This is a genomic window from Calothrix sp. CCY 0018 (assembly GCF_963920925.1).
Classification (GTDB): Bacteria; Cyanobacteriota; Cyanobacteriia; order Cyanobacteriales; family Nostocaceae; genus Rivularia.
Window position 1 is genome coordinate 16,557 of record NZ_CAWUDI010000035.1, and the last position, 26,026, is coordinate 42,582.

The 26,026-nt window shown below is 39.0% G+C and carries 16 protein-coding genes and 2 pseudogenes; 14 read left to right on the forward strand and 4 right to left on the reverse strand.

All coding sequences use genetic code 11. From position 1 onward, the window contains the following. The first annotated feature begins 604 nt into the window (after positions 1 to 604). From ACM03V_RS23230 to ACM03V_RS23245, 4 genes are all read left to right on the forward strand, one after another. Entirely contained in the window at positions 605 to 2,287 is a 1,683-nt protein-coding gene (locus ACM03V_RS23230) for a ShlB/FhaC/HecB family hemolysin secretion/activation protein (RefSeq protein ID WP_414623170.1), read from the forward strand. 606 nt (positions 2,288 to 2,893) lie between these two features. Beyond that, a complete protein-coding gene (locus ACM03V_RS23235) occupies positions 2,894 to 3,493 on the forward strand; it encodes a CAP domain-containing protein (RefSeq protein ID WP_414623171.1) in 600 nt (199 codons plus the stop codon). Positions 3,494 to 3,791: 298 nt separating this feature from the next. Beyond that, positions 3,792 to 5,411 carry a 4Fe-4S binding protein gene (locus tag ACM03V_RS23240; RefSeq protein ID WP_414623172.1) on the forward strand — a complete coding sequence of 540 codons (1,620 nt, stop codon included), beginning with the start codon at positions 3,792 to 3,794 and terminating at the stop codon, positions 5,409 to 5,411. A 75-nt stretch (positions 5,412 to 5,486) separates the two neighbouring features. Continuing rightward, positions 5,487 to 6,932, forward strand: a complete 1,446-nt coding sequence (locus tag ACM03V_RS23245; RefSeq protein WP_414623173.1) for an FAD-binding oxidoreductase — start codon at positions 5,487 to 5,489, stop codon at positions 6,930 to 6,932. 152 nt (positions 6,933 to 7,084) lie between these two features. On the opposite strand, the gene ACM03V_RS23250 is transcribed toward ACM03V_RS23245, so the two are convergent. Next, positions 7,085 to 8,302: a glycosyltransferase family 4 protein gene (locus tag ACM03V_RS23250; protein ID WP_414623174.1), complete on the reverse strand. Its 1,218-nt coding sequence runs from the start codon at positions 8,300 to 8,302 to the stop codon at positions 7,085 to 7,087. A gap of 227 nt (positions 8,303 to 8,529) precedes the next feature. Between ACM03V_RS23250 and ACM03V_RS23255 the strand changes: the two genes are divergently transcribed. The 8 genes from ACM03V_RS23255 to ACM03V_RS23290 all read left to right on the forward strand — a co-directional run bounded on the left by ACM03V_RS23255 (position 8,530) and on the right by ACM03V_RS23290 (position 18,939). Further along, on the forward strand, positions 8,530 to 9,585 hold the full coding sequence (locus tag ACM03V_RS23255; protein ID WP_414623175.1) for a polysaccharide pyruvyl transferase family protein: 1,056 nt from the start codon (positions 8,530 to 8,532) through the stop codon (positions 9,583 to 9,585). A gap of 396 nt (positions 9,586 to 9,981) precedes the next feature. Then, on the forward strand, positions 9,982 to 10,929 hold the full coding sequence (locus tag ACM03V_RS23260; RefSeq protein ID WP_414623228.1) for a glycosyltransferase family 2 protein: 948 nt from the start codon (positions 9,982 to 9,984) through the stop codon (positions 10,927 to 10,929). A 181-nt stretch (positions 10,930 to 11,110) separates the two neighbouring features. Next, positions 11,111 to 11,950 (forward strand): transcription factor RcaD, encoded by an 840-nt coding sequence (locus tag ACM03V_RS23265; RefSeq protein WP_414623176.1) that lies wholly within the window; start codon positions 11,111 to 11,113, stop codon positions 11,948 to 11,950. Positions 11,951 to 12,011: 61 nt separating this feature from the next. After that, positions 12,012 to 14,072: an ATP-binding protein gene (locus ACM03V_RS23270; protein ID WP_414623177.1), complete on the forward strand. Its 2,061-nt coding sequence runs from the start codon at positions 12,012 to 12,014 to the stop codon at positions 14,070 to 14,072. Between the two features lie 147 nt (positions 14,073 to 14,219). Next, positions 14,220 to 16,868, forward strand: coding sequence for a DNA translocase FtsK (locus ACM03V_RS23275; RefSeq protein WP_414623178.1), 2,649 nt, complete (start codon positions 14,220 to 14,222; stop codon positions 16,866 to 16,868). 500 nt (positions 16,869 to 17,368) lie between these two features. Then, a complete protein-coding gene (locus ACM03V_RS23280; protein ID WP_414623179.1) occupies positions 17,369 to 18,253 on the forward strand; it encodes a ParA family protein in 885 nt (294 codons plus the stop codon). Positions 18,254 to 18,346: 93 nt separating this feature from the next. Then, positions 18,347 to 18,604, forward strand: a complete 258-nt coding sequence (locus ACM03V_RS23285) for an AbrB/MazE/SpoVT family DNA-binding domain-containing protein (protein WP_414623180.1) — start codon at positions 18,347 to 18,349, stop codon at positions 18,602 to 18,604. Beyond that, entirely contained in the window at positions 18,601 to 18,939 is a 339-nt protein-coding gene (locus ACM03V_RS23290) for a type II toxin-antitoxin system PemK/MazF family toxin (protein WP_414623181.1), read from the forward strand. Before ACM03V_RS23285 ends, ACM03V_RS23290 begins: the two co-directional genes overlap by 4 nt. A gap of 138 nt (positions 18,940 to 19,077) precedes the next feature. Here ACM03V_RS23290 and katG read toward each other — a convergent pair whose 3' ends face one another. After that, positions 19,078 to 21,363 (reverse strand): catalase/peroxidase HPI, encoded by a 2,286-nt coding sequence (katG, locus tag ACM03V_RS23295; protein ID WP_414623182.1) that lies wholly within the window; start codon positions 21,361 to 21,363, stop codon positions 19,078 to 19,080. Positions 21,364 to 21,524: 161 nt separating this feature from the next. Here katG and ACM03V_RS23300 point away from each other — a divergent pair. Continuing rightward, positions 21,525 to 21,653, forward strand: a pseudogene (locus ACM03V_RS23300) (ParA family protein); the annotation flags it as partial. A gap of 103 nt (positions 21,654 to 21,756) precedes the next feature. Here ACM03V_RS23300 and ACM03V_RS23305 read toward each other — a convergent pair. Further along, entirely contained in the window at positions 21,757 to 22,317 is a 561-nt protein-coding gene (locus tag ACM03V_RS23305; protein WP_414623183.1) for an MAPEG family protein, read from the reverse strand. Between ACM03V_RS23305 and ACM03V_RS23310 the strand changes: the two are divergent. Next, a pseudogene (locus ACM03V_RS23310) lies at positions 22,283 to 22,947 on the forward strand (response regulator transcription factor). The gene ACM03V_RS23305 and the pseudogene ACM03V_RS23310 overlap by 35 nt on opposite strands. A gap of 124 nt (positions 22,948 to 23,071) precedes the next feature. Here ACM03V_RS23310 and ileS read toward each other — a convergent pair. Further along, a complete protein-coding gene (ileS, locus tag ACM03V_RS23315) occupies positions 23,072 to 25,960 on the reverse strand; it encodes an isoleucine--tRNA ligase (protein WP_414623184.1) in 2,889 nt (962 codons plus the stop codon). Positions 25,961 to 26,026 lie beyond the last annotated feature (66 nt).

The window sequence follows — 26,026 nt, forward strand, 5'->3', positions numbered from 1 at the left end:
TGCGTGTCTTTTAGATTTTGGATTTTGAGTAGGCACTTAAAAAAAACGGAATATAAAAGCCCCAAAACTCTATTAAGTAGGTAGGCGTAATTAAATATAAGATAAGACCTCACCCTCAATCCCTCTCCTTAGTAAGGCTACGGTGTACACACAAGTCTTAAAATCCTACCTGGGAATAGGTTTTGAACTATTCGTCAAGTCGCTCGAAGCCCTGTCATTGCGTTCACGAAGTGTTCCCTCTTAGGGAAGGAGGAACGACGTTAGCGTTCACGCAGTGAGTCGTCAGACTAAGCGTGTCCGTCAGGACATAGCAATCCCAAAATGTTGCGATTGCTATCTCCCTCCGGGAGACGCTGCGCTAACGCTCCGCTCGCAATGACGATTCAAGGGGGTTAAAATCCCTGAAACCTATGTAGAGAGTACTTCTGTGTACACCGTAGCCTTACTAAGGAGAGGGAAGCGATACGGCAGGGTGAGGTTTTATATTTAATTTGACCCAACTATCAATTACCAATTACCAATTACCAATTAATTCAATAGTATGCAGTTAATAAATATAAAAATAAAAACATTCGTACTTTTCAGCTTAATTATCGCCAGTTTGATGTCATTTAAACAATTGGCGATCGCTCAATCAACTCCCCCTGATGGAGTGACAATTCCCCCAAATTTACCTGAAACAATTGAAGAAACTATTCCCAAACCAAGGGAAACACCGCTACCCTCGAAACCAGAACCCTCCAATCCACCTTCTTTACAAGTACCTTCGACAGATACACCTAACTCACCAACTACTCCCAGCAACGAACTAATTAATGTTAAGCAAGTTAAAGTTTTAGGTAATACAATTTTCAAAGACGAGATTAATAAATTACTGGAAAAATATCAAAACTGCGAGAATGTTGCTTGTCCTGTCAGCTTTGATAAGTTAGTTAAACTACGTTCTGACATCACAAAGTTATATCTTGAGAATGGCTATATTACCTCTGCTGCATTTATTTTAAATAATCAACCAATCGAAAGCGGCATGATCGAAATTCAGGTAGTAGAAGGTGAAATAGAACAAATTGAAATAAAAGGACTCAATAGACTACAGAAAAATTATGTCAGAAGTCGCCTTCAGTTAGCAATTAAACCTCCCTTAAACCAAAAACGCTTAGAACAAGCACTACGATTATTACAACTCGATCCTTTATTGCAACAAGTTGATGCAGAATTAATCGCAGGTAATACAACTGGTAGAAATATCTTGCAAGTGCAAATACAAGAAGCACCTGCTTTTAACGCAGGTATTGCGATCGATAATAATCAATCTCCCACTATCGGCTCTCTTCAAGGAACTGTATTCGCTAGTTATAATAACTTGTTAGGTTTTGGCGACCAATTTAGCGCCCAATACGGTTTGACAGATGGTCTAGATATATACAGCTTAGGCTACACAATACCGTTAAATGCCCAAGACGGTACAGTTAATATCAGCTACAGTAACAATAATAGTCAGATAATCGAAAACCAATTTGCCGATTTAGGTATCCGCAGCAACTCAGAAACTTTATCATTTGGTTTGCGACAACCTTTAGTCAAAAAACCCGATACAGAATTTGTTCTAGGTTTATCTTTAGATGTACGTCGCTCTCAAACATTTTTGCTTGATGACGAACCTTTTTCCTTCTCCGAGGGGCCAGAAGACGGTAAATCTAGAGTAACAGTAGTTCGCTTTTCCCAAGAGTGGTTGCAACGAAACGCAACTCAAGTACTTGCAGCGCGATCGCAATTTAGTTTAGGGATTGATGCATTTGACGCTACCACCAACGATAGTGGAATTGATGGACGATTTTTTACTTGGTTGGGACAATTTCAATGGGTACAGCAACTGTCGCCGAAAACGTTAATGGTAGCCAAAATCAACGCTCAACTGACTCCAGATGGTTTACTATCCTTAGAAAAACTTAGTTTGGGTGGAGTAGATACGGTGCGTGGATATAGCCAAAACCAACTTGTCGCCGATAATGGGATTATTGGTTCGGTAGAATTGCGTTTTCCCCTGACATCAGACAACTTGTTACAAATCAGACCATTTTTCGATATCGGTACTGTTTGGAATAACCAAGAAGAAAATCCCGATCCACAGACCATTGCAGGTTTAGGATTGGGATTAACCTGGCAAGCTAGACGCGATTTATTGTTACAACTAGACTACGGTATTCCATTAATAGCAGACGAAGAAGAAGGTAACTCCCTCCAAGAAAATGGACTTTACTTTTCGCTGCGCTATCAACCGTTTTGATCTCATCCCTATAATTATCCTGTTGCTATAGCAACTTTTGTATAGCTCTCGTTCCAAGGCTCTGCCTGGGAACGCTACAAGCGAGGCTCTGCCTAGCAATAGACATCTCCGGAAATCATGTATCTGGTTCCAAATTACACAGATACCTAACCCCCCTACCCCCCTTCCCTACCAGGGAATGGGGGTTTTTAAGCCTCTCTCCCAGTGGGGGAGAGGTTTGTATACAGTTCTTTTTTCTTTTCCGGAGATGTCTAATGAATGAAGGCAGAGCCTTCAACTCTGTGTTCCTTGCCAGAGACAAGGAACAAGTGATAGAAAGTGTTCTTAGAAATAAAGTTCCTTCCAACTCCCCGTATTATTGGGGGTTTTTTCTTAAATCCTATTGTAGGTATACATTTTTCTGCAAAACCACTTACACATTTAAGCTGCTCGACTTGCAAAAAAATGTATTAAAGACACCACAATTTGTAGTTTATTTAACTTGGTAAATTTCTTATTCTATTAATTAAAGCAACGGGGAATAAACAATCGTATTCACGCAAGTTTAACCTGATGCTCTACAAAAACTGATTTTATACCATCCAAGTTGTTGGTAGTGAGAAAAAAATGTCTATAAATTTGTGCGGCGGTAAAACAGAAAGCAAAAATCGAGTTTCAAAGATACACAAAATATTCAAACCGCTCCCTGGAATTGTTCTAGGAACAATGATGCTGATTGGCGGATTAGAAACGATTCAATTTTCTCAGGATGTTAATGCGATCGCAGATTCTCCGATTGTATTAGGTTCAAAACCAGTTAATGCTCAATCTAATGAATTGATTGCTTTGGAAAGAACTGTTCACAATCAAATCAATATATACCGTCGCTCTCGTGGTTTGCAACCTTTAAAATTGGATAGTCGTGTTAGTAGGATAGCTAGAAACCATAGCCAAAAGATGGCAGCAAAGCAGACTCCTTTTGGTCATGATGGATCTAAATCGCGGTACAAACAGATTAATAGTATAATTCTCTGGCGCGGTGTCGCGGAAAACGTCGCTTATAACCAAGGCAATAGATATCCAGCAAACACCGCTGTCAAGGGTTGGATTCAAAGTTCCGGGCATCACAAGAATATAGTAAGTGCAAATCAAATAACTGGTATTGGCGTTGCCAAGAATTCTAAGGGTGAGTACTACTTTACTCAACTTTTTGTTCGCATTCGATAAAGCCAGTACTTATGCAATCGAGTGGCTCCCTAAAACCATACTTTTGGCTGCGTGTTGTCAGGTTTTTTTAATCGGTAATCGTAAAGAGATATTAAGTATTGAATAAAGTGTGATTTCTTGTACCTATAAACTTATAGTACTTTGGATATGAGCCGTATCTATTGATTTCAAGGCAAGAATTTGGGCTTAACAACAATAGTGCATTCTGGTGAATTAGCAAAAAAGAACGGGTATTTTCACACTACCTAGATGCTTGATTCACCGGGTTAATTAAGGAACTAGTCCACTAAGGAAAATTATGCTGAGTAAAGTATCCGAAAAAAGAATGCACGCTGTGAGATGGGTGCTGGTAATTGGATGGTTGCTGTTGATATTCTCTTTATTTTACGACCCGATAACGCATCATTTGACTAATCCCAGTAACCTGTTATCCCCCTTACGGGACTCTTTACCACCAGTTTCAGTACAAGGAGAGTATTTAAAGCAAAAACCTTATGCCGCTGGCGCAAGAATCTTTTGGGGTATGATTATTCCCAGCACCATCATGATTGTATTAGTTTTTGGACATGAAACTTGGCGGCGTATTTGTCCTTTATACTTTCTTTCCCAAATCCCTCGCGCTTTAGGACTAAAACCAAGATTAGACGTAACTCAAAATAGATGGTTACAGCGTAACCATTTATACTTGCAATTCTGTTTACTGTTCATTGGTTTAAACTCCCGGATTTTATTCGTTAACTCTGCAAGAACTGCTTTGGGCTTATTTTTACTGAGTACGATCGCCATGTCAATTACGGTAGTGTTTTTATACGGAGGTCGTAGTTGGTGCCATTATGTTTGTCCGTTTGGCATTGTTCAAACTGTTTTGACTGGTCCCCGTGGTTTATTAGGAAGTAATGCGACATCTGCACCTCCCCAAAGTATTACTCAATCGATGTGTCGTACAGTAGATACAGCTACAAACCAGGAAAAAAGCGCTTGTATCGGCTGTAAATCTCCTTGTATGGATATTGATGCGGAGAAATCTTACTGGAATGACTTACAAAAACCAGGACGCAGATTTGTACAGTACGGTTATTTAGGATTAGTAATTGGTTACTTCGTTTACTACAAATTATACGCTGGTAACTTTTCTTATTGCTTCTCCGGTGCTTGGACGCATGAAGAAAATCAATTATCAAGACTTTGGAAACCTGGTTTTTACTTGTTCAACGAACCAATTAATATACCTAAAATCGTCGCAGTTCCATTAACATTAGCTTTTGCAGTTGCGGTAAGTAACTGGGCTTTGACTAAAATAGAAAAAGCTTACCGGGCTTATGAAAAAAAACGCAATCCCCGCATAAATTCGCAACAAGTTTTACACAGAATATTGACGATTTGCACCTTTGTCGCTTTCAACTGTTTCTTTATTTACGGTGGAAGACCAGAAATTTTGCGATTACCCATTCCAGCACAACTATTATTTAACACCTTGGTAGTTATAGTTAGTACCATATGGTTGGTTCGGACTTGGGAACGCAGTTCTGAGCAGTATCAAAGAGACAGCAATCTTGATAGTTTCCGCCGTCAATTATCTAAATTTACGATCGATAACTCTCAATTCTTAAAAGGACGTTCTCTCGATGAATTATCATCAAACGAATTATTTATCTTAGTTTCTGTTTTACCAGAATTCCAACAAACAGACCGATTACAAATTTATAAATCAATTATGTTAGAAGGATTGACACAACAAAACTTCACCTCTTTTGATAGTTTAGAAATTTTACAAGAAATACGTCAAAAATTAGCTTTGGGTGAAAAGGAGCATTTTTCCATGCTATCAGAAATAAGCAACGAACAACCATTTTTAGTATATTCACAAACATCACTGCAATATACCGGGATAGAAAAATCCTACCAATTCCGATCCTAGAATTATACAAAAAATATTCATCAAAAATAGTAGCAATTAACTAATAATCAATCGTTCAAAGGAGTTTAATTAATCATGAAAATTACAGTTTTTAATCCGAAGATAGCTTTTATACAAGAAAAAGAACTTGCTGCTTCAACAGACAACGGTTCAACATTATTAATTGGTAGACATCCCAATTGCGACTTAGTTTTAGATACGCCAGAGGTGAGTCGAATACATGGTTTAATAACTTACTTTCAGCAAAATTATTACTTTACTGAACTTGCTAGTATTGATGGTTCGCGCCTGAATAATCAAGAAGTTTTGGTTAATCAAAAATGCATTTTACAGTTAGGTGATATTCTCAAAATTGGGGATTTTTTCTTATTGCTATTGTCTGAAGAAGAAAAATTAGAGAAGTCAAATCCTTATTGGTTTTTAAAACCTCAAATAAAAAATGATGATACCCAACTAACTTCAGATACACAGGATAAACAAATAGTTAAATGTTGCCAAATAATTGAAGAAACACATGATGTCAAAACCTTTCGCTTTATTACTTCTCCGCCGACGACATTCAATTATAAACCAGGACAGTTTGTAACATTAGAATTAGAGATTAATGGTAAATTAGTCAAACGCTCTTACTCAATTTCTTCTACCCCTTCACGTCCCCAGAATTTAGAAATCACCGTTAAACGAGTTCCTTCTGGTTTAGTTTCTAACTGGTTGCACGATAAATTTACTCTTGGCGATCAAATTAAAATTAGTCCCCCGACTGGTAATTTTACTATTCCGGATAATCTCAATCGCAAATTCATGTTCATCTCTGCTGGTAGCGGTATCACACCAATGATGTCTATGTCTCGATGGTTGTGCGATACAATTCCAAATGCTGATATTACTTTTGTCCACAGCGCCAAAACACTTAAGGATATAGTGTTCCGTCAAGAATTAGAATTAATGGCTTCTCGAAATGCTTATTTTCAGTTAGCCGTTACTTTAACCAGTAGCGGATATAACCCGACATGGTTGGGATATACTGGCAGGTTGAACGAAGCAACTATCAAGGCGATCGCCAATGATTTGCAAGAAAGAATTGTATATGTTTGCGGTCCCGATAGCTTTAGAGAAAGCGTAAAAGCAATATTGGGGGAGTTAGATTTTCCCATGCAAAACTACCATGAAGAAAGCTTTGGTTATTCTAAAAAACCAAAAAAATATCTACCTGTGGTAGCTGATGATACTCCCAAACATTTTTATTCAACCCCTTATGAACCAGCTTCCAAAAAAAGCAATATTGTCACTTTTACTAAATCTCAAAAAGAAGTAGTTTGCGATGCAGAAGAAACTATTTTAGAAGCAGCTCAAAAGGAAGGAATCACATTACCCTACGGTTGTCAGATGGGAGCTTGCGGTAAATGCAAGTTACATAAGCTTTCTGGAGAAGTCTATTACGAACAAGGCTTTGATTGCGAAGAGGATTATGTTCTTACTTGTGTAACTAAAGCCGAGGGAAATGTCATCATTGAAGGCTAAATATTTCCAGTTGTTGAAAGCGCGTAGCGCTTTCAACAACTTAGTACGAGGCGATCGCGCAGGAGTAGTAAATTTGTATTTGGAAACCACCATCGTAATTTAATGTAGAGACGCGATACTATGGCCGTCTCTACAATGTTTTAAAAGGTCAACTAACTCCCCACACAAACTTGTTCGTAACGTCTTCCCGCACTTTCCCAGGTAAATTCTGTTTCTACTAATTTTCTGGCGTTGTGAGATAATTCTGCTCTTAGCTGCGAATTCTCAAATAATTTACTAACAGCATTTACATATTCTTGCGGTTTATTGGCGCGTAATGCCTTTAATTCTACATTTTCACCATCTACAGCTAATCCTTCTAAACCTCGATCGCTGCCGACGACGGGTATACCAGCAGCCATTGCTTCTAAAGTTTTGTTCTTGATTCCGAAACCAGTCCGCATTGACACTACACAAACTGTGGATTTGTGTAAATATTCTGCCATTGAAGGGACTTTCCCGGTGACGTTAACTCCGGGTTTTTCTTTGAGCGCTAATACTTCTGCAACTGGGCGAGAGCCTACGATATCAAAGGTTGCGTCAGGATATTGTTTTTGAATTTCGGGTAAAACTTCGTTACAGAAAAAGCATACAGAATCAATGTTTGCTAAATTATCCATTGCACCGATGAAAACTAAACGGTGTCCTCCTGGATCTGCTGTACGATTGGGGAACATGACTAAATCGACACCGTTGGGAATCACCATCATTTCGCTTTGTGAATTGAATTCCCGTAACTGAGTTTTGTCTTCTTCGGTTGTCGCTACAATTGCTGAAAATTTATTGCAGTAGGTTTTTTCGTAACGACGCAATAAGGGTAAATTTATTTTATCTCGTAAAGGATTTTCAGAAATTCCGTTTTGTAATTGATTAAGACAGCTACCGTATACCGAACTATGAACATTGACTACGGTACGTATCTTTTTTTGGAAACTAGGGCGCACGTAAATTTCATTAACGCTGTGTTCGCTGGTAATAGTGTCGCATTTACCCGCTTCTACGTAGTAATCAATCCAGTTTTGCATATCCACAGAGTAGCGATTAAATACGCTTGGTGGGATACCTTCACTGACAAATTTATTCAGACGCTGAATTTTTTTCAGTATTCCTCCGGTGGTACCAGAGTCATGGGGACGATTAAAAAGGACTAGTTTATCCACACAATCCCGCAATCCTTCGATTTCTGTTTCAGTAACTCCAGGTTCGGGTTGAGTCACCAGGGTAATGTGATGATTTTTGCTTAAATACTTAAGTAAATTAAAAGTTCTAACTTGAGTTCCACCGCGAGTCGGTGGATAAGGAAATGTAGAAGATAGTATCAAGATGTTCATAGGGTTTTGCGTTGTTTTGAATTGAAATAATTAGAATTATTGTCTATATAATTAGCAATATTTAGTTGATTAATATCCGGAAAAATTTATATATTTTTGAAAACAAATAATAATTGTTTTTATGGGTAAAATACTATGATATATTTGCCAATTAATTAATGTCAATATTTTATTAAATAATTGTTTTAAGTCATGTTAAATATTTTTTACAAGTAAGGAGAATTGAAATGAATATTTTATTAATGGGATATTATGGTTTTCATAATGTTGGTGATGATTTATTTTTACGTCAGTTAATTAATTATTTTGCTAAAAAGCAAGATGTAAAAAAAATATTCGTATTTTGTCAGGAAGATTATTACGAGCTGACTACAGATAAAGTTAGGTTTTTTGCGGCTAATAAGCTATCTAAGTTAAAAAGACTTTCTATTATTTTACAAAGCAACTGTTTAATCTGGGGTGGAGGTACTTTAAATATCGAAGATAAACCCACAAATTTATTAAGATTGCAGTCATTATCAAAATGGACTGGGAAAAGCTTCTGCTTCCTTGGCGTAGGTTTAGAAACTATTAATTCCGATGAAAAAGAAAATAAAAGTCAAGTTTTTCAAAATGCCGATTTACTTTATTTAAGAGACAAACAATCTTACGAATCGGCTCTGCAAAAACTTAAGCCGATTAAAGCCTGTTGTTTGGGTGGTGACTTAGCATTCTTAGATTTAGATTATTACCAACCTTATATCAAAGAAAAAAATAAGAACGAAATCAAAAATATTTCTTTTTCTGGAAAATTTTGGTGGGGTGAAGGAAGAGGAGAATTTTACGCACAACAGCTAATACCCTTTATTGAAAAATATAATTCAGTCATTCATTTATTACCAGCCCATGTCGGAGAAGAAAGAAACGATAATAAATTTCATCACTTACTTAAAAAATATTTACCTGAATCTAACTATAAACTGCACTCTTGGGAAAAACCAATCGAGTTTGTAGAGATTTTAAGCAATATGGATTTACACTTCGGCAACCGCTTGCATTCTGTAATATTGGCTGATATTCTCGGCATACCTAGTGTTGGTATTAGCGGTGTTAATACAAAAATTCACCATTATATTGATAAAACAGAAATGCTTCCTGAGTTGAGGTTGTTCGATTTTATGGAACCGATAGAATTATATAATATCGAAAAGCTCTTCAAAGAATATCAAAGACCAAATGAATTTATTTTAAATGAATCTAAGACAGCAAAACAAGGGGTGGAGTTGGTTTTTAAAGCGAATTAATAAATTTATACTGGGGATGGGGCATGGGGCTAGGCTGTTGATTCTATACCTTTTTAAAAGATAAAAATTTATGCAAAAAATGCGTTGGTGTTCATGCGGAGTGCCCTCTCCCCCTCCCCTCTCCCAAGCTTGGGAGAGGGGTGCCGCAGGCGGGGTGAGGGATAAGTGTTGCGATTGTTACCGGCATAAAAGTTGTGTGAACGAAAAACGTGGAATTTCTATCAAAGTCAACACCCTAGCATGGGGCATAGGAAAGTTAGGAGCTATACCGTAGTGGGAGCGTCTCGCTCCCTATTTATTTACAGCGAGCAAGATTTTTATTCCTAGCGAGCAAGATGCTCGCACTAGAAACTTCCAATGCCCAATGCCCAATTCCCAATTCCCTATTTTAATATTATGCCTAAAGTTAGTATTTGTATTCCTACATTTAACCGTATTGATTTGCTGCCTGTTGCGATCGAAAGCGTACTCAAACAAACTTATCAAGATTTTGAGTTGATTGTTTGCGATGATGGCTCTAGCGATGGTACTGCGGATTTGATGTCTAAGTATCAAGATAATCGGATTAAATATATTCGCCATCAGCAAAATATTGGTAAAAGTAATAATATGCGTTCCGGTTTTGATGCTGCGACGGGTGATTATTTTATCAAGTTTGACGATGACGATCGCTTAACGCCGGATTTTATTGCGGAAACTGCTGCAATCCTCGAACAAGATTCTACTATAGATTTTGTTGGTACAGATCATTGGATAATTGATATTAATAATCAGCGCGATGAAGCTCAAACTATGGAGAATTCCCGTATTTGGGGAAGAAAAGATTTAGCGTCAGGCGTTGTAAATAATCTTTTGGAAGCTGTATTTGTAAATCAAAGTTTTCAAATTGGCGCAACTCTATTTCGCCGTCAAACTGTTGTCGAAGTTGGATTTATGCAGCCAAATTGGCAAAATTGCGAGGATAATGACTTATTCGTGCGTTTGGCTTTGGCTGGGAAGAAAGGTTATTATTTGCCGAAATTGTTGATGGAATATCGAGTTCACGCAGAGCAGCAAGGAATCGATCGCGCAATTCCTTATTTAACAGGAAAGCAGCAGTATTTGCAAAGCTATAAGTTTGATTCTCAGAAGTTGGAGAATATTAGATTAAAGCGTTTGCAGGAAACTCAATTATTGTTGGGTTTGCGGTTAATTGAAACTGGTGAAACTGATAAGGGAAGAGAATTGGTTAGGAAAGGTAAATCTTTTTCTACTGCTAAAGCATGGACTGGTTTGGGGTTATCTTTGTTACCTCTGAGCGTTAGGGGTAGAGCGTTTGATGCTTTGCGGAAGGTTAAGGGGTGAGATAGGGGGATGGGGAGACAAGGGGATGGGGGGATGGGGAGATAATTCATAACTCCTAACTCTTTTTCAATTAGTAATCTTGCAGCGTAGTAACAGCATATTTCGTTAGTATAAAAAGGAAACAAACCTACAACCTTCGCAGTCAGGTAGTGCTGACTGATATGAAGGCAAGATTACCCCTATGGATACGAACGAGTTAAAGTTCTTACTTAAGTTGTTAGGTTGCGAAAACTACCGCTCAACATTGAGCGGCAACCTTTTTAAATCATTTAAAGGTAAAAACTCAATTTGCCAAAGTTTAGGCGATCGCGAAATCATCGATTATTCTCGCGAGATTGCTAATGTCAAGATTTTACCTCCAGGCAAGGCTTTATTGGAACTTGATGCGGCACAGATACCCATCGAGGATAAAGAACTGAAGATACTGGAGAATGTCAGTAAAGCTGCGGGAAAAGTTGCACCGAGTAAAATCAAATCTTCGTTGAAAGCTGCACAGAAAGAAGAGATTTTAAAAAAATTAGGCGATCGCGGATTAGTTGAAGCTGAAATCAAACGTAAAAGAACAAAAGCTGAAGTATGGCTAACCGAACGCGGAATTGAGTTATTACGAGATGATTTTGTTCCGGAGAAAAACTATAGAAAAACTATAAGTTTGGATTTATTAAATAATTACCTGCGCTTTTTACGGAAAACTCTACTTTGGAAGTCGGAACAAGCTGGTATTACTACGGAGTCTCCTGTAGAAATTACTAATATTACTGACGAAGATATTTTAGAAATTATCCGGAAATTAGATAAGGAAATAGGAACTGAAAATTATTTACCCATCTTCCATTTGCGGCAAAAATTACAGCCACCGTTGTCGCGGGATGAGTTAGATAAAGCACTTTATCGCTTACAAGCTGACGACAAAATTGATTTAGGTACTTTGCAAGAAGCTAGCGCTTACACTCCCGAACAAATTGATGCTGGGATTGTGCAAAATGCTGGTGGCCCGTTGTTCTTTATTTCAATTGAATAACAATATCCGGTACTAAACACTATTTTTAATTTCGATTCGCGACTCACACCATAGTTTAATCATGACATCTATCAAAAATATTATTCAAAGTGAGGTCAATCCTTTTGACCTTATAGATTTGAAACCAGGTAACTTTTGGGGAGAAAAACAGGATTCAAGTGACAGTATTGACTCAATTCATCAAGAAGTAATCGGTGAAGTTGAAGGAGTTCTCGATTTAGTTATTAGAGATAATCGTAGCCGTAGCTTGTTACTTTTAGGTGACTCTGGTTCTGGTAAAAGCTATTTATTAGGTCGTCTCAAACGTATTCTTAATTCTAAAGCCTTTTTTGCTTATATCGGTCCTTGGGCTGATAGCGATTATATCTGGAGACACGTTTTACGTTCTACAGTTGATAGCTTAATTCAAGTTCCCGAAGGACAGCAAGAGTCGCAGTTGATGCTGTGGCTCAAAAGCTTATCAGCCTTTACCAAAGACAACAGTATTTCGCAGTTGTTGCAGAGCGATCGCCTTAAATTTATCCAACATCTCAAGAAAACCTACAATCGAGCAGGAATATACAACCCCGACTTTTTTTTTGGTGTACTGCACGATTTAACAAATCCAGAATTACAGCAGATTGCTTGCGAGTGGTTGCGGGGAGATGACTTAAGCGAAGAGTCGATGGAACTTTTAAAGGTTAGAAGCTGCATTGATTCAGAAGATGCTGCTAAAAATATTTTGGCAAACTTTGGCAGAATTTCTACTCAAACCCAACCGATTGTTTTATGTTTTGACAATTTGGATAATATTCCTCGTTTGTCCCCTGATTATCAAGATTTTCAATCTTTATTCAATGTCAATACAACTATTCATAATAGCTATCTGAAAAACTTTTTAGTTATTATTAGCGTAATTACTAATACATTAAGAAGAAATTTAGACAGCATTCCCCCAGCAGATAGAGACAGAATTGATAAAACAATAAAACTAAAAAAAATCAACTTAGAACAAGTAGAAGCACTTTGGGCTTATCGTCTCAAGCCTTTACATAAAAAAGCCGTTGTACAGCCGACATCAGCTATTTTTCCATTTGATCGGCAGTTTTTAGAAGAAAGTTTTCTCGGTGGTAAAACTTTACCAAGAAATGCGCTCACTGTGGCAAGGAATCAGTATCACAAATATAAACTATCGCTGATTAATAGTACTATACCCGCACAAGACGAAGGCAGCAAAAATGTTAAATTTCGCATCAAAACTCCCGGACAAACTAAACCTCCCATAGTTATTACTACGACACGGGGAGCAATAAACGAGGACACAATTGCGGCTGAATTTCAATTGCTATGGCAAAAAGAATATAGGAAAATTCAAGAGAAAATCTCTAAAATCACTTTTTTATCAGCACCCGATTTAATTGGGATGTTAAAAGAAGCCTTAGAAGCATTACAAATTAACGGCATTGAACCAAAACTTATTAGTGGGAAATATGCGGGTTATTCTTTGAGCTATGAACAATCACGAAACCGCGAAAGGGTAGGAATAGTTTGGACGGAAGATTCTAACATGGTAAGTTTCTATAATGTCATGAATGCTTCTAATAAAGCGATAAATAAACAGCTTTCTGACAAACTGTATCTGATTAGAAGTGGTAATGTTGGTAACGGCAAGCTCAAGGGTTATCAACTGTATCAGCAAATTTTTACAGGTAGTAAAAATATTCATATTAAGCCCAATCTAGCTTCTGTTCACTTGTTAGCTACTTATCATAGTTTGGTAAATTCGGCTTTAGCTCATGAGTTAGTCATTGCTGGTAACACAATTAAATTACCACAACTACAATCCTTAATTCGGGAATCTCAATTATTAGATAAATGTACTTTATTGCAAGAGTTAGGAATTGTTGATAAAGAGATAATAGAACCAGATTTTGAACCAGTCAAAAAATTATTATTGAATTTGGTAAAAACTCAAAGCGTTATGGGAACTCCCACTTTAATCACACATTCTATTGCTGAGTTTCCTGATGTCAGTGAAAATGATGTGATATCACAAATTCAAGCTTTATGTAAGGAAAGGAAAGTTAAAATTCTCGATCCCAAAGCTAAGTTGGAAGATCAATTGGTTTGTTTGATTGCTTAGTTTAATAGTTTACAACATCTCGGAACCTAACCCCCTAACCCCCTTCCCTATAAGGGAATGGGGAATAATATCAAAGCCTCTCTCCTTGCAGGAGAGAGGTTTGGAGAGAGGTTTTTAAAATCATATTTCATCAATATATATATCTAAATGCTCTACCTGACAGATGCGACTCAAATAAAAACTCAAATAAATCAATTTAGCTCATCTAAAATACTATGGCTGGATACAGAAGTTGCTGACTATCGAACTCCTAATCCCAGACTATCTTTAATTCAGGTATTAGCTAACCCTAATGATTCAACGGGTGAGTTTGCTTATATTTTGGATGTGTTGGATAAACCCGATTTAGCAGCATATTTTATTAACCAAATTATGGTTAATCCCCAAATAGAAAAGGTATTTCACAATGCCAGTTTTGATTTAAGATATCTAGGGGGAAAATCAATTCCAAATGTTACCTGTACGCTGAAAATATCTAGAAAAATTACTCGCTACAAATTAAAAACGTCTAATCTAAAACTTAAAATTTTAGCAACAGAACTTTGCAATTTTACTGATGTAGATGCTGAATCTGGAGCTAGCGATTGGGGAAAACGCCCTCTTGCAGAAAAACAATTACATTATGCGGCAATGGATACGGTTTATCTAGCTGCCGTGCATCGCTATTTATTAGGTTTTAATTTAGATTTTAATTCCGATTTTAATTCCGATAGTAACAATAATATTTTTGATATGGCAGCTAATACAAACAAATGGGCAAAAAAAACCGATCCTTCTTCCTTAACTGTTACCAAAGTTAGAGTTGCATTTGAATGTCCGCGTCTGTTTTATCTCAGCGATAAATCTGGCGGAAATACATTATTTATTCCCCGCGATACTGTAACTGGAATCGGTAAAATATTTCATTATTTAGTCGATGAATTTATTAATTTAGCAATTAGCGAACCTAGATTTAAAGAATTATTCCAACTAGAAGCATCGCAGTTACAGATAGAAAAAGTTGCTGGAGAAATGCAGCAGATTTTTTATCAAGCTAAATTTTTATCTTACCTAGAAAAAATTGTTGCGAAAGATAGTAGCAAAGCTCAACCATTGCTGAAAGTTTGGCAGGGATTGCAAGGTGTAATTAAACGCTTTGCAGAAATTTTGATCGTAAATAGACGCTATTGCAGTGCAGAAAGCGTAATTCGCAGCACTTTTATTTCAGAAGAACGTAAATTAGAACATTATTTCAATTTACCAAATGGAACCCAACAACAAGTCAGGGGAGAATTCGACTGTTTGATATACAATTGGGAACGCAAGCGGTTGTGTGTAATTGAGTTTAAAACTTATCAACAATTAGATCCATCGGCACAATTAGCGCAAGTTTCCCTTTACGGTTATATGTTGCAACAAAAGCAGCAAGTACCTGTAGATTCGGCTGTTTATTGCGTTTTACCGGAGTTTAAAGAGTACTATTATGATTGGGAGCAATTAGAAAATACTGTAAATCAGTTGATTCCCTACAAATTAGAGCAGATGCAAGAATGGTTAAATTGGGAACATTCTCAACCTAATTGCCCACCTTCAACAACTCAGCCTTATTTATGCGAAATTTGTCCCCAGCAAGAAAAGTGTCAAAGTTATTTTGGTGATGCGGTAAAGATCCCCCCAACCCCCCTTGAGGAAGGGGGGCTTGAAGAAGATTCAATTAAGATCCCCCCAACCCCCCTTGAGCAAGGGGGGCTTGAAGAAGAAAAAGAAGAGGAAGATTCTGTTAACGCTGATGCAATTGGTGAGGAATTAGTAACTACCTTACAATCCTTTGGAATTAAGGTAAATTTTATCGAAGCTGTTGTTGCACCCAGTTTTATAAGGGTAAAAATAAAGCCTCAATCGGGTGTAAAAGTTATTTCGATTATCAAATTATCAGCAGATTTACAGGTACAGTTGGGATTAGAAAATCCACCGTTAATCGCTACACAAGCTGGATACGTCAGCGTTGATTTACCCAACCCTAATAGAAAGGCAGCTTTATTTGATGATTATATCAAGTCAGAAAAATTACCCGAAACTACATCGGTAAAAATTGCTATTGGCGTAAATTTAGAAGGAAAATTAGTAGAAGCAGATTTATCAGATCCCAACACCTGCCACTTTTTAGTTGGTGGTACAACCGGAAGCGGTAAAAGCGAATTTTTGCGATCGCAACTTCTCAGTCTACTAAAACGCTATTCTCCGCAGCAGCTAAAAATTGCTTTGGTAGATCCCAAACGAGTTACTTTTCCCGAATTTGAAAAAATGCCTTGGCTTTATTCACAAATAGTTAAAGATAGTGAAGATGCGATCGAATTGATGGATAAGTTGGTTTCGGAAATGGAATATCGCTATGAGCAGTTTGAAAAAACCGGATGCGCCGATTTAGCTGCTTATAATCAACGTGTCGATAAACCTTTACCTCGCATCGTCTGCATTTTTGACGAATACGCCGATTTTATGGCTGAAAAAGAATCTCGTAGTGCTTTAGAACAAAGTATAAAACGTTTGGGTGCAAAAGCACGCGCCGCCGGAATTCATTTAATAATTGCTACTCAACGCCCGGAAGCTTCAGTAGTTACACCGTTAATTCGCTCGAATTTACCGGGAAGAGTTGCTTTACGTACTGCTAGCGAAGCCGATTCTAAAATGATTTTAGGGGATAACAAAAAAACAGCTGCTGCTTATTTGTTAGGTAAAGGTGATTTGCTATACCAAGTCAATTCTAAATTACATCGGTTGCAGAGTTTGTATGCGAAGAATATTGATTTGAAATGATTTTTTGCAGCATCCGCGATTTGCTTTCACGCCTTGGAATAAATTAAGCGGCTGATATACAAAGTACGTTGAAACGCACTGAAAGTTTTGTTCCATAATATTTATAGGACTTTTGTATAAGAGCGGGAAATTGCATTTCTTGGTGGTGTTGAGAACATTGCATGGTTTTAGATTCTTTAAGAATTAAAACCTACCAAATGCTTTATGCAGTCTGATTTATCAGACTTCGTTTATTAGCCTGGGAATTTATTCCAAGGCGAGTGTGAGGGCTAATCAATAAATTTTCTATTTTTAAAGAAATACGTTAATTCGCTTTACCAATAATCAACTCACAGGTATAATCTGACTGCTTTTAATCATAAAACATTGTGAAGGTTCGTAGTAGCGCTTTAGCCCCTCATATTGTCGAATCCGGATGCGCTAAAGCGCTACTACAAGCCCAAAATCTAAAATCGAATTTACTGTTATAGATACGTTTACAGAGGAAGAGGAGTTAAAGTATGGGATATGTAATTTCTACTGCAAATATGAAGGGTGGAGTGGGTAAAACTACTCTTACTGTTAATTTGGCAACTTGTTTGGCTAAAAATCACGGTAAGCGGGTGCTTGTGTTGGATTTAGATACCCAAATCAGCGCTACTCTAAGTATGATGTCGCCGATTGAGTTTGCTAAGCTGCGGAAAAAAAGGCGGACTTTAAGGTATTTGATCGATGATATTGTTAAATCACCAAATAGGGAAAAATTATCAATTACAGAGATTGTTCAACCTTCACTTAATAATCTTTCGGGGCTTGATTTATTACCTGGAGATATTGATTTATACGATGAATTTGTTGTTTCACAAATGCTGCACCAGCAAGCAGTAAGTCTGGGTGAAAATAACTTTGAAGCAATTTGGAATCGTTTTGAAAGAGTGTTACTGGGTAAGATTTTAGAACCTGTACGCAATGAATATGATTTTATTCTTCTCGATTGCGCTCCCGGCTACAATCTTTTAACCCGTAGTGCTTTAGCTACGAGTGATTTTTACGTTCTTCCTGCTAAGCCAGAACCTTTATCTGTGGTGGGTATTCAATTATTAGAAAGACGCATTGCCCAGTTGAAAGAAAGTCACGAAAACGAGGCAAATATAAATATTTCAATGCTGGGAATTGTGTTTACAATGTCCAACAGCAATATGTTAACTGGAAGATATTATAAGCAGGTAATTAACCGCGTTTATCAAGATTATGGTGCTGAAAAAATCTGTCAAACGCAAATTCCTGTTGATGTAAATGTTGCTAAGGCAGTTGATAGTTTTATGCCTGTTGTATTAAATAGTCCTCAATCGGGAGGTTCAAAAGCTTTTAGTCAGTTGACTCAGGAATTGTTAAATAAACTGTAATTGGGAATTGGGGATTGGGCATTGGTAATTGCAATGGGAGCATCTTGCTCCCCTAATTTGTTATATTATGTCTAATTATATTATGTCTAATTTATGAAAATCAAAAGTCAAATCAGAAAATGGGGGAATAGCTTGGGGTTAATCGTCCCTAGTTCGATAGTCAACGATCTCAAATTGGAGGCTGACACCAACATTTTGGTAAGTCTAGAAGGCGATCGCTTGATTATAGAGCAAGATAAAACATTGCCAACTTTGGATGAAATCTTAGATAGTATTCCTGAAGATTACAGACATCCAGAAGATTTGCAGGACTTTCTTGAGTCTGAACCACAGGGGAGAGAGTTAATGTGAGCGTTCAAAGAGGAGAAATTATCAGAATAAACCTTAATCCAACTTCGGGTAGGGAGCAACAGGGAAAAACCAGACCTTGCTTGGTCATTAGCAACACTAAGTTTAATCATCGGCGCAAGATGGTTATTGTTTTACCTATAACTAATACTATCAAGCCCGAAATTAAAACCTTAGTGTCATTGCCAGACAATTTATCTATTACAGGATCGGTCGATACAGAACAGGTGCGAAATTTAGACCTAAACGATCGCTGGTGGAAAACCACTGGTGTTGTTATTGACCAAGATTTGACTGATTATATGGTAGGAATACTTACAACTTTGCTTAGTTGTTAATAAAGAAAATTGAGGAGAGCGGATTTTGATTTTTGCTACATATCGGTTAACAAACCCAAAATATGGAGACGTTGCACTGCAACGTCTCTACATGGGTGACAATCCTACGGAATCATCCACCAGTACAATAATTCTAGGTTAAGCGCGAACGTCAAAGCGATCGAGCATCATTACCTTGTTCCAAGCTACAACGAAGTCCTTAACCATGCGCTCGTTACCGTCATTGGCACCGTAGACTTCAGCCACCTGACGCAGTTCCGCATTTGAGCCGAAGACTAGATCGCAGCGTGTCGCCGTAAACTTCGTTTCGCCTGTTTCGCGATCGCATATATTAAAAAGCATCTCGCGATTGTCGATTGGCTTCCACTCGTAGTCCATACTGGTCAAGACACGGAAAAAGTCATTGGTCAAAACGCCAGGTCGATCGGTAAATATACCATGCTTTGAACCATCCCAGTTTTGATCGAGGACACGAAGTCCACCGACAAGAACCGTCCACTCGGGAGCGGTTAGTGTAAGCATCTGTGCGCGATCGAGGAAGATGCGCTCCGCCTTCACCTTATAGCCCACAGCCTCGTTATGGTAATTTCTGAAGCCGTCCGAAACTGGCTTGAGCCATTCAAAGCTTTCAACATCTGTAAGTTCTTGAGTAGTATCCATTCTACCGGTCGTAAATGGAACACTGGTATCAATTCCAGCATCTTTGGCAGCTTTTTCGACAGCAGCGCAGCCACCGAGGACAATAAGATCCGCCATCGAGATTTTTTTGTTACCCGACTGAGTGCCGTTAAAATCCGCCTGAATTTGCTCAAGAGACGATAAAACCTGACTGAGTTCCTGCGGACGGTTCACTTCCCAGTCTTTTTGCGGATTTAGGCGAACACGCGCACCATTTGCACCACCGCGCTTGTCAGAGTCGCGATAGTTTGATGCCGATGCCCAAGCTGCCGACACCAGTGCCGAAACTGAGAGTCCGCTCGCCAAAATCTTGTCCTTAAGAGAACTAATATCGGCATCATTTACAACATCGTGGTCAAGTGCTGGAATCGGATCTTGCCAAGACAGATCTTCTTCGGCAACTTCTGGGCCAAGATAGCGTACTTTTGGTCCCATGTCCCGATGAGTAAGTTTGTACCAAGCACGCGCAAATGTATCGCTAAAGTACTCGAAATCACCGAGAAAACGTTGACAAACTTGACGATAGGCTCCATCTTCCTTCAACGCAACGTCTGAAGTCATCATCATTAACGAATGCTCGACACCAGATTTGTGCGCGTCTGGCGTTTTCGGCGCATCTGGATTGCTTGGCTTCCACTGAATCGCACCAGATGGGCTTTTGGTTTGTTCCCAGTCGTATTTAAAGAGATTTTCTAGGTAGCTGTTATCCCACTGGGTTGGGTTTGGTGTCCATGAACCTTCAATCCCGTTCGTCATTGTGTATTCTGCAAACCCTGTGCCTTCAGGATTTTGCCACCCCAAACCCATTGCTTGAATCGGCGCACCTTCGGGGGCTGGCCCGATCTTATCTGCCGCAACCATGCCGTGGCTTTTACCAAAAGCATGACCACCCGCAATCAACGCTACAGTTTCCTCATCGTTCATCGCCATGCGCGCAAAAGTCTCGCGGATGTCGCGGGCAGATGCAATTGGGTCTCCGCTTCCATCAGGACCTTCTGGATCGACGTAGATTAAAGCTTGGTGCGAAGCTCCCAAAGGGTTTTCGAGGTCGTAGTGTTCGTCTTTGGGTTCGCCGTTCCAGCGAATTGTTCGAGTGACCATTTCATTTGGATGTCCCTCGTGCTGCTTGCCATTTTCTCCGAACGCTTCACCGTTCCAGAATTCAGGTCCCCAGTAGGTGGCGCGATCTGCTTCCCAAGCATCAATGCGACCACCGCCGTAGCCAAAGGTCTTCAGACCCATAATTTCGAGCGAGCAGTTGCCGACCAGAATCATTAAATCTGCCCAACTCAGTGCCGCGCCGTATTTCTGCTTGATTGGCCAGAGCAGCCGTCGTGATTTATCTGTGTTGCCATTATCCCACCAAGAATTAATCGGGGCGAAGCGCTGCATACCTCGACTCGCTCCACCACGACCGTCTGCGATGCGGTAGGTTCCCGCAGAGTGCCATGCCATGCGAACCATTTGAGGTCCGTAGTTGCCGTAGTCGGCTGGCCACCAGTCTTTTGAATCTGTCAGTAGAGTTTTGATATCGCTTTTCAACTGCTGGAAGTCAATCTTCCCAAACGCTTCCTGGTAGTCAAAATCTTTTAGCGGGTTAGCCAGGGGTGAATTTTGGTGAAGCAGCTCAACCTGAAGTCGATTCGGCCACCAATCATCAGTTTGCGGCTTAGAACCGAGCGCGCCTCCAACGCGGGTTCCACGAAAGGGACATTGTGCAGGAGCGTTAGAAGGGTTGTTGTTCATTTAGTTCAGTCCTTTTTATAGTTGCTGTGATGGTTTAGTTCGAGATTGCATCTTGAGGCGATCGCGTAGGGTGAAGTTTGTGTCACAGCAATTCTCATATTATATGGAATATAAGGATTTCGGCGTTGCTTGATAAGTAATGTTAAATATTTATCTTCTGTCAAATTCCCGTTGATGTAAAGGTCGCTAAAGCAGTTGATAGTTTTATGCCGGTGGTGTTAAATAGCCCTCAATCGGGAGGTTCAAAAGCGTTTACTCAATTAACTCAGGAATTACTACAAAAGTTGTAATTGGTAATTGGTAATTGGTAATTGGTAATTGGTAATTGTTAGTAGGAGCATCTTGCTCCCTTGCGATAATTTCCTCAAGATGCTTGGTTGCTAACGCTGCAATTTATATGCTGAAATGGATTAAGGCTGCGCGGATTGCAATGAACCATACCGCGAGTGTGGCGAATAGGTAAAGGTAAAATCGCAGCATGATGTAATTGAACGTGCAATGGACAACACTATGTAATGTGCGAAATACAACAAAAATCCATGCAGCGTTTACATAAACTGTATCCACCTGCTTTGTAACGTATATGTATAAGATAAGGGCATAGAAAAGTATTGGAATCTCAAATAAGTTCTTTAGGTTATCTGATGGATTCAATACGCTTGGTGGTGATATCTGTGCCAGCGCACTTGGTGTAAGTTCTGTCGGCTGAACCTTTGTTGTTTTAAGAAAACTGATACGGCGGATATACATATATACCCAGACTATAAATGTTAAAAATAATGTTGCAAAAAAGGGGCTGAAAATTGCATCTTGTGTCATTTTTACCTTTCCAAATTTGTTTTTAAGGTTAAAGACAATATAATTTGAGTTATTTAATGTTTCTAGACCCCAATCGGGTACACTTCGGATAATTTTAGCTATGACAATTTCCTTGAAGTCTCTTTTTGAAGCCATCAACCAGGTTCATAGCGAACATGATATGAGAGTGCAGATTATGCCGCTTATTGGTGAGTACTTTACAGCTAAACGGTCTGCAATTTTTTTTTCGACCAATTTCCTGCTTCAGATAGCAATCTTCAGAAAATATTAAAAGTTGGATTATCTATCAAACATAATCCTGTTGTACGTTATTTGGTAGAACGCCATAGTCCCGTTCATGAAGAATTAGTAATTTCACCAAAGGCTTGGAACACAATTTGTCCCCGTGCCGATCATTGGCACGTGATGGCAGGACCAATTGTAAATTGCGGTCAACTAGTGGGTGTAGTGGGCTGTACCCGTGAAAAGTCAATGCCTGCTTTTGATAACCAAAATTTAGCCGATTTGAGTGCCATCTGCTTGCATTTATCTGTTTGGGCTGCAACAGTAAAATCGCAGCATCAACCTGACAAAACTAATCTTTTGACGGCTCGTGAATTACAAATTGCCGAATTGGTTGCTTTAGGAAAAACAAACGCAGAAATTGGAAATGAGCTTTGGATTACCAAGAATTCCGTCAAGCAGGCTTTAAAGCGAATGTTCCGTAAGCTGAAAGTTTCATCTCGTGCAGAAATGGTTGCACAGCTTTTCGCTACAAAAAGATAAAATGCGTTACTGATTTAATGTATGTTAGCAAACTTTGTAGAGACGCGATATATCGCGTCTCTACATGGTTCATATGTATCACCGTTAAATAACGGTATATTTCTTAATTCCTAACTTCTAATTTTTAAAACTCCCCTTTCAATGCACTAACACATCGTTCACAAAGTAGCGGATGCTCTTTAAATTCTCCAACTTTAGTTGAATAATTCCAACATCGATCGCACTTTTCACCATCTGCTTTGGCAACTCCTATTTCCCAGTTATCTGTCTGCAATTTGTGCTTACAATTATCTACTCCGGGATTATCTAAAATCTCTGCTTGAGATGTGAGGAATAAGTAGCGAAGTTCGTCTACATTATTGTTACTATTATCGTTCAACGATTTAACTGCATTTCGCAATTCTTCGTCTTTAATATAAAGCAAAACTTTCGCTTCTAAAGAGGAGCCAATCATTTTATCGATTCTGGCTTCTTCTAATACCTTATTTACATCATTGCGAATTTGACGGATTTTTTCCCAGAATTTTACTAATTCGGGATTTTTCCATTTATCTTCTAACTGTACCCAACCGGCTTCAAATACTGATTTGTAAGCAGTTTCGTAAGGTAAAAATTGCCAAATGTCTTCTGCCATGTGACACAATACGGGTGCGATCGCCTTTGTCAAATTCTCTAGCGCGATTTGCATTACCGTTTGAGCGCTACGACGGCGATCGCCATCCAAACTACTGATGTACAATCTATCTTTGCCGACATCTAAGTAGAAGTTGGATAAGTCTACAATGCAGAAATTTTGTACGGCTTGGAAGAAGCGCGAAAATTGAAAGGTTTCGTATGCTTGGGTGACTTCAGCGAATACTTCTGTCATCCGATGCAGCATATATTTGTCGATTTCGGCTAAATCCTTGTAAGCCATTGTATCTGTTAAGGGAGTAAAATCATGCAAGTTACCCAGCAAAAAGCGCGTGGTGTTGCGAATCTTGTTGCGAATATCCATGATTTGCTTCAAGGTATTTTTACCAATACCTACGTCGTTGGTATAGTCTACCGAAGATACCCACAACCGCAATACGTCGGCACCATAAGCGGGTTCTTGCTTTTGATTTTTACCACCTTCTATTACAACTCTAGGGTCAATTACATTACCTAAAGACTTACTTTGCTTAAATCCTTTCTCGTCTAAAGTGTAACCGTGAGTCAACACAGTTTTATAAGGTGCAATACCGTTAACGGCAACGCTGGTAAGCAAGCTCGATTGGAACCAACCCCGGTGCTGGTCGGAACCTTCTAAATACACGTCAGCGGGATAGCGCAATTCCGGACGCTGTTCGACTACGGATGCCCAGGAAGAACCGGAATCAAACCATACATCCATCGTATCCATACCTTTACGGTAGTTTCTGCCGTCATTGCGGTATCTTTCCGGCATTAAGTCTTCTACGGGCAATTCCCACCAAGCATCAGTTCCTTTTTCGGCGATGATGGCTTGCACGTGTTTGATGGTGTCTTCATTCAACACCACCTCGTTGCTTTCTTCGTCGTAAAATACCGGAATCGGTACACCCCAACTGCGCTGACGAGAAATACACCAATCATTTCTATCTGCAACCATTGGTGTGATCCGATTTTGCCCTTGTGCGGGAATCCACTGTACGGATTTAATTTGTTCTAACGCTGTTTCGCGGAATTTCTCCACGGAAGCAAACCACTGCTCGGTAGCTCGGAAAATCGTCGGCTTTTTAGTACGCCAATCGTAAGGATATTTGTGCGCGTAAGGTTCGTGTTTTATTAATGAATGAGCTTCCGTCAAAGCGTCGATAATTGCTTGATTGCCTTCACTAATTTGATTATTTGCACCGACAACCTTTAAGCCGACAAACTTCCCGGCTTCCTCGGTAAATTTTCCGTCAGCATCTACTGGAGCCAGAATTGGTAAATTATACTTTTGTCCTACTATGTAATCTTCTTGACCGTGACCTGGGGCAGTATGAACTAAGCCGGTACCGGATTCGGTTGTGATGTAGTCGCCGCCGATAATTACTGGACTTTCTCTATCAAATAAGGGATGGCGATAAGTTGAATTTTCTAATTCTTTTCCTTTGAAAGTGGCTTTGACGGTTAGTTTAGCGCCAAATGTCTCGGAAAGACGTTCCGCTAAATCCGCAGCAACGATTAGATATTTAAAATTAACTGCTGCTAAATTCTCAACTTCCACCACAGCATAATTGAGCGCTGGATTCACAGCTACAGCTAAATTACCGGGAATCGTCCAAGGTGTTGTAGTCCAAATTGCTACACCTAAGTCGGGTAAAAACTCTGATAATTTATCTTTTGCTGCATCTGCTAAATTCGTCATTTGGAAAGCAGCATAGATACTGGGTGAAGTATGTCCTTCCGGATATTCCAACTCAGCTTCAGCCAAAGCAGTTTTAGAGCTTGGACTCCAATGCACGGGTTTCAAACCGCGATAAATGTAACCCTTCAAAAACATATCGCCAAAAACAGCAATTTGCTCGGCTTCGTATTGGGGATTAGAAGTTAAGTAAGGATGCTCCCAATCGCCCCAAACACCATAACGTTTAAAACTTTCCCGCTGCTCGTTCATTGCTTCTAAAGCAAACTCCTTCGCCTTGTGTCGCAGCTTCAAAGGCGTTAAATCCTGCCTTTCCGAAGACTTCATATTTTGCAACACTTTTAATTCAATTGGCAAACCGTGACAGTCCCAACCGGGTACATAATTAATTTTACGACCTTGTAATATTTTGTAGCGATTAATAATATCTTTAAGAATTTTGTTTAAAGCGTGACCAATATGAAGCGAACCGTTTGCGTAAGGTGGCCCGTCATGCAAGATAAATAATTCGCCAGGATTATTTTGAGAAAGGCGTTCGTAAACTTGATTTTCAGCCCAAAACTTTTGGATTTCGGGTTCCCGCTTCGTAGCATTTGCCCGCATATCAAACTTAGTGTTGGGTAAATTTACCGTATTTTTGTAGCTTCCTGATTCAGTCATTCGATTTTAGATTTTAGATTATGTAGCTTGTCTCTTCTTGAAATTTGTAATTCCCATTACGGTAAT

Bases quoted from the DNA above. Each gene is read 5' to 3' on its own strand.
- ACM03V_RS23285 (WP_414623180.1), top strand. From the start codon at position 18,347: ATGAAAATCAAAAGTCAAATCAGAAAATGGGGGAATAGCTTGGGGTTA.
- ACM03V_RS23230 (WP_414623170.1), top strand. From the start codon at position 605: ATGTCATTTAAACAATTGGCGATCGCTCAATCAACTCCCCCTGATGGA.
- ACM03V_RS23275 (WP_414623178.1), top strand. From the start codon at position 14,220: ATGCTCTACCTGACAGATGCGACTCAAATAAAAACTCAAATAAATCAA.
- ACM03V_RS23250 (WP_414623174.1), bottom strand. From the start codon at position 8,302: ATGAACATCTTGATACTATCTTCTACATTTCCTTATCCACCGACTCGC.
- ACM03V_RS23235 (WP_414623171.1), top strand. From the start codon at position 2,894: ATGTCTATAAATTTGTGCGGCGGTAAAACAGAAAGCAAAAATCGAGTT.
- ACM03V_RS23240 (WP_414623172.1), top strand. From the start codon at position 3,792: ATGCTGAGTAAAGTATCCGAAAAAAGAATGCACGCTGTGAGATGGGTG.
- ileS (WP_414623184.1), bottom strand. From the start codon at position 25,960: ATGACTGAATCAGGAAGCTACAAAAATACGGTAAATTTACCCAACACT.
- ACM03V_RS23245 (WP_414623173.1), top strand. From the start codon at position 5,487: ATGAAAATTACAGTTTTTAATCCGAAGATAGCTTTTATACAAGAAAAA.
- ACM03V_RS23265 (WP_414623176.1), top strand. From the start codon at position 11,111: ATGGATACGAACGAGTTAAAGTTCTTACTTAAGTTGTTAGGTTGCGAA.
- katG (WP_414623182.1), bottom strand. From the start codon at position 21,363: ATGAACAACAACCCTTCTAACGCTCCTGCACAATGTCCCTTTCGTGGA.
- ACM03V_RS23305 (WP_414623183.1), bottom strand. From the start codon at position 22,317: ATGGCTTCAAAAAGAGACTTCAAGGAAATTGTCATAGCTAAAATTATC.
- ACM03V_RS23255 (WP_414623175.1), top strand. From the start codon at position 8,530: ATGAATATTTTATTAATGGGATATTATGGTTTTCATAATGTTGGTGAT.
- ACM03V_RS23270 (WP_414623177.1), top strand. From the start codon at position 12,012: ATGACATCTATCAAAAATATTATTCAAAGTGAGGTCAATCCTTTTGAC.
- ACM03V_RS23280 (WP_414623179.1), top strand. From the start codon at position 17,369: ATGGGATATGTAATTTCTACTGCAAATATGAAGGGTGGAGTGGGTAAA.
- ACM03V_RS23260 (WP_414623228.1), top strand. From the start codon at position 9,982: ATGCCTAAAGTTAGTATTTGTATTCCTACATTTAACCGTATTGATTTG.